The sequence below is a fragment of the Variovorax sp. 01T439_2 genome (genome assembly GCF_056398445.1).
Genome location: NZ_JBFTPJ010000517.1, coordinates 1 through 4,212, shown reverse-complemented (window position 1 = coordinate 4,212; position 4,212 = coordinate 1). Strand labels below are relative to the sequence as shown.

The following is a 4,212-nucleotide window of genomic DNA, read 5'->3' as shown; positions in this document are numbered from 1 at the left end:
CCAGCACCCAGAGCTGGCGCGTCATGTCGGCCGCGGGGCTCAGGAACTGCGGCAGGAACGCCACGAAGAACACGATGCCCTTGGGGTTGAGCGCCGTCACCAGGTAGGTGTTGGCGAACAGCCGCCAGCGCGAATCGGGCGCCGCGGGCGCCGCGATTTCAGTGCCGCCGATGCCGGCGCGCAGCAGCTTGATGCCGAGGTACAGCAGATACAGCCCGCCCACCCACTTCACCACCGTGAACCAGAACGCCGACGCGGCCAGCAGCGCGCCCAGGCCGAGCAGCGACACCACCAGCGCGGTGGAATCGCCGAGCGCCACCGCGGCCACCAGCGGCACGTTCGCGCGCCGGCCGTGCGACATGGAATAGCTGATCACCGTGAGGATGGTCGGTCCGGGAATGATCAGCAGCACGGACGATGCGGCGACGAAGGCGAGCCAGAGTTCGATCGGCATGGGTTCTCCAGAAATTGACGGTTGGCTGTCAGGTGCCGAAGCGCGCGGCCGACCTGGCCTTTGCGCGTTCGGCTTCGATGGCGCGGTCGCGCGGCTCGGCGGTGGTGACCAGCGAGCCGATCAGCCGTGCGGCGCTCGCGGACATCTCGTCGACCGCGCGCTCGAAGGCTTCCTGGTTGGCCTTGGAAGGCACGCTGAAGCCGCTGAGCTTGCGCACGAACTGCAGCGCGGCGGCGCGGATCTCCTGCTCGGTGGCGGGAGGCTCGAAGTTGTAGAGGGTCTTGATGCTTCTGCACATGGGGCGCTCTCCGGTTGCATGCAGTGGATGCTTCAGTCTAGCGAAGCAGCGCCATCGCGTGGGCGTCGTGGTAGATGCCGTCGACCAGGCTCGCGCGGCGCAGCAGGCCTTCGTGCTCGAAGCCGAAGCGCTCGTACAACGCCTTCGCATTCAGGTTGTCCGCGCGGACGGCAAGCTCGATGCGGGTGAGGCCGCGCGCCCATGACCTGTCGATGGCCGCCTGCAGCAGCTTGGCGCCGAGTCCGAGTCCGAGCCCGCGTGCCTCGGGCAGCAGCGCGATGCCGAGCAGGCCGATGTGGGCCCTCGAGTGGCCGAAGACCGGCGACACGTCGCACCAGCCCACGACCTTGCCGCTGCCATTCACCGCCACGAAATGGGGAAAGCCCGCCGCCAGCACGCTGCGGTAGAAGGCCTGCGATTGTTCCCAGGGCGGCGCCTGCATGAGCGCAAGGTACTTCCGTTCCCGCGCCACCACGTCGAGCGCCTGGTGCAGGCTTTCGAAGTGGTGCTCTTCGGTGGCGACGACGGAATGGTTCACTCGATCAGCCCGCGCTCGGCCGCCTGCGCCTGGTTCTCGAAGATCGCCATCGCGGTCTTCATGCGCCTGAAGCCGAGCTTCTCGTAGAAGGGCTCCTTGCCGGCCACCGCATAGAGAATGATCTTGCGGTGCCCGCGCGAGAGCTCCTGCAGCCGCGAGACGATCTGCCTGCCCAGGCCGGTGCCCTGGTGGCTCGGGTGCACCGCCACGTCGCAGATGTAGGAGCAGTCGAGCCCGTCGGCCATCGCGCGGCCCGCGCCGACGAGCCGGCCCGCGTCGAACACCAGGCACTTGAACATGCTGTTGCCGAACACGAGCTTCAGGCCGCCCGGCTGCTTGTTGCCCAGCGGTGCGGCCTGGTAGAGCCGCGAGAGTTCGTCCCAGTCGAGGCCTTCGAGCGAATCGCGCCATTCGAGTGTCATGAGCCTGCCTTGCCGTTGCCGTGAATGTGCCCGCTACCCTGCAGCGTTCAACCGCAGGATGGCCTCCGCCACCGCGTCGATGCCCGCGTCCGTCAGGTCGGGCGCCGCCACCTGCTGGCGCAGCGGCCACTTCTCGAAATGGCGCGCCTGCGAGCGTTCGTAATGCGGATCGTAGTGAAGCGCCATCAGTTCGGCAAAGAGCTGCGGCAGGTTGCCCGCGAGCGCCCATTCCTGCCAGCGCTGCACCACGGCCTTGCCCTGCATTTCCTTGAGCCTGTCGAGCTGGCCCGCCAGCGCGGCGCGGTCGTCGCCCAGGTAGGCGTAGTCGCGCAGCAGGTAGTCGAGCCGCGCGGCCGCGTCGGCCTGCACCTCGATGCAGTCGGCCGCGCGCATGTGCGCGACCAGCGGGATGGGCACCGAGAGCCGGCCGATGCGCGCGCTTTCGCCTTCCACGTAGAGCGTGCGTGACACATCGAGCGCATCGAAGCAGGTGGCGATGCGCGTCTCGAACTGCTTTTGCGAGGGCTGCGGCACGCCGGGCAGGGCGCCCAGCAGCGAGCCCTTGTGGCTCGCGCAGTGCTCCAGGTCGAGCACCTGTTCGCCGCGCGCGGCCAGCGCCTGCAGGACGCGCGTCTTGGCACTGCCGGTGGCGCCGCAGATCACCTGGAGCCGGAGCCTGGGCACCGTGGCCTCGATCTGCGCCAGCACGTGCTGGCGATAGCTCTTGTAGCCGCCGGCGAGCTGCTGCGCGTCCCAGCCGACCAGGCGCAGCCAGGTCACCATCGAGCCGCTGCGCAAGCCCCCGCGCCAGCAATATACGAGCGGGCGCCAGTTGGCGGGCTGCTCGGCAAAGCGTTCGCGCAGGTGCCGCGCGAGGTTGGCGGCCACCATGGCGCCGCCCACGCGCCGCGCCTCGAAGGCGCCGGTCTGCTTGTAGATGGTGCCGACGATGCGGCGCTCCTCGTCGTCGAGCACCGGGCAGTTGATGGCGCCGGGAATGTGGTCGAGCGCGAATTCGGAGGGCGAGCGCGCGTCGATGAGGGTGTCGAAGCGGTGCAGGTCGGCCACGCGCGTGGGCTGGTGGCGCGGGTTGTATACGGTCATGGCCTGGTGCGGTTGGAGGAAGGAGCGGACAACCTTCGATTGTAGAAACCCGGCCAGAATGCAGGGCAGGGGAGACACTGTCGTCTTCGGCTGCCAACGGCGGAGGTCGCATGATGCGCACATCGGTTCTGTTCTTTCCGGTCTTCTTCTTCGGCGCGGCCGCCGCGGCCATGGGTGCGCAGGCGGCCGAGGTGGTGCGCTGCACCGATGCGGGCGGAGGCATCGTCTACACCGACGGCCCTTGCCCCGCCGGCAGCCGGCTCTCGCGCCAGGTGCCCATCACCGAACCGCTGACCGTGACGCCGTCCGCTTCCCCCGAAGAAGCGCGCCGGCCGGCATACACGCCGCCGCCACCACCGCCGCCGCCCGCGGCCAGCAACGCGCCGCAGGGCCCGGCCATCATTCCGCGCAACGTCGGCGAGCCGCAGCGCCCCGCGCCCGAATCGCCGCCGGTCTATAGCTGGGGTCCCGACCCGTACTACGACCCCGGCCGCCCGATTGTTCGCCCGCCACGGCCTCCGCGCCCGCAGGATCCGGGACCGCCTCCGGGCCAGCGGCCCTGCCAGAACCTCGCGGGCATCAAGCGCAACAACTGCTGAATCGACGCAGCCGATGCAACTCCTCCACTGGACCGTGTACTGCGACGGCAGCGCGATGCCGAACCCCGGCCGCATGGGCGCCGGCGCGGTCATCACCGAGCCCGACGGCACCCGCCACACCCTCTCGCTGGCCAGCCATGCGACGGGCTGCAACAACGAAGCCGAACTCAGGGCGCTGACCCTCGCGCTCGAGGACCTCAAGGCCAGGGGCGCGACCGCGGTGCAGGCCTATACCGACAACAGCATCCTCGTCGAGCAGCTCGGCACGCCCGGCGCCCGGCCGATCGCGCGCATGGCCGGGTTGTTCGAGGATGCCCGCGCCTTGCTCGGTTCGTTCGAGGAGGCCAGCCTGCATTGGGTGCCGCGGCACCGCAACTACGAGGCCGATGCGCTCGCGCGCGCCTCGCTGGGCTTTGGTCCCAAGCCGGCGGCCCGCATGGCGAAGAAGAAGACGCAGAAGACGCGGCGGTAGGTGCGGCCCGGGGGCGCGGGGCAGAGGCCATATCATCCGCGGCATGACCGAAGCCAATTCTCTTCCCCCTCTTCCCGACCACCTGTCCACCGACCCGCGCAGCCCCCACCACGTGCCGGCCGTCTTCGAGCACGACATCGGCATCCGCTTCAACGACAAGGAACGCCTCGACGTGGAGGAATACTGCATCAGCGAAGGCTGGATCAAGGTGCCCGCGGGCAAGACGGTGGACCGCAAGGGCAAGCCGCTGCTGCTCAAGCTCAAGGGCAGGGTCGAGGCGTTCTACCTGCTGCTCAAGCTCAAGGGCAGGGTCGAGGCGTTCTAC

The 4,212-nt window shown here is 69.3% G+C and carries 8 protein-coding genes; 3 read left to right on the top strand and 5 right to left on the bottom strand.

Annotated elements, in window-relative coordinates:
- From AC1DOC_RS22055 to mnmH, 5 genes are all read right to left on the bottom strand, one after another.
- The coding region (locus AC1DOC_RS22055) for a LysE family translocator (RefSeq protein ID WP_478130479.1) at positions 1-454 on the bottom strand (454 nt) is incomplete at its 3' end.
- A 28-nt stretch (positions 455-482) separates the two neighbouring features.
- Complete coding sequence (locus AC1DOC_RS22050) at positions 483-752, bottom strand: DUF2277 domain-containing protein (RefSeq protein WP_018903218.1); 270 nt, start codon at positions 750-752, stop codon at positions 483-485.
- Between the two features lie 37 nt (positions 753-789).
- Positions 790-1,290, bottom strand: a complete 501-nt coding sequence (locus tag AC1DOC_RS22045) for an N-acetyltransferase family protein (RefSeq protein WP_478079662.1) — start codon at positions 1,288-1,290, stop codon at positions 790-792.
- Positions 1,287-1,712: a GNAT family N-acetyltransferase gene (locus AC1DOC_RS22040; RefSeq protein ID WP_478083159.1), complete on the bottom strand. Its 426-nt coding sequence runs from the start codon at positions 1,710-1,712 to the stop codon at positions 1,287-1,289. The genes AC1DOC_RS22045 and AC1DOC_RS22040 overlap by 4 nt, the downstream gene beginning before the upstream one ends.
- Positions 1,713-1,745: 33 nt before the next feature.
- Positions 1,746-2,816, bottom strand: coding sequence for a tRNA 2-selenouridine(34) synthase MnmH (mnmH, locus tag AC1DOC_RS22035; protein WP_478079660.1), 1,071 nt, complete (start codon positions 2,814-2,816; stop codon positions 1,746-1,748).
- Positions 2,817-2,929: 113 nt separating this feature from the next.
- Between mnmH and AC1DOC_RS22030 the strand changes: the two genes are divergently transcribed.
- The 3 genes from AC1DOC_RS22030 to AC1DOC_RS22020 all read left to right on the top strand — a co-directional run.
- Entirely contained in the window at positions 2,930-3,415 is a 486-nt protein-coding gene (locus AC1DOC_RS22030) for a DUF4124 domain-containing protein (protein ID WP_012746497.1), read from the top strand.
- A 13-nt stretch (positions 3,416-3,428) separates the two neighbouring features.
- The gene (locus tag AC1DOC_RS22025; protein WP_478079659.1) at positions 3,429-3,887 is read left to right on the top strand and encodes a ribonuclease HI family protein; all 459 of its coding nucleotides are present in this window, start codon (positions 3,429-3,431) and stop codon (positions 3,885-3,887) included.
- 43 nt (positions 3,888-3,930) lie between these two features.
- Positions 3,931-4,212, top strand: a 282-nt coding sequence (locus AC1DOC_RS22020; RefSeq protein ID WP_478130478.1) for a DUF3297 family protein, incomplete at its 3' end; no start/stop codon positions are given.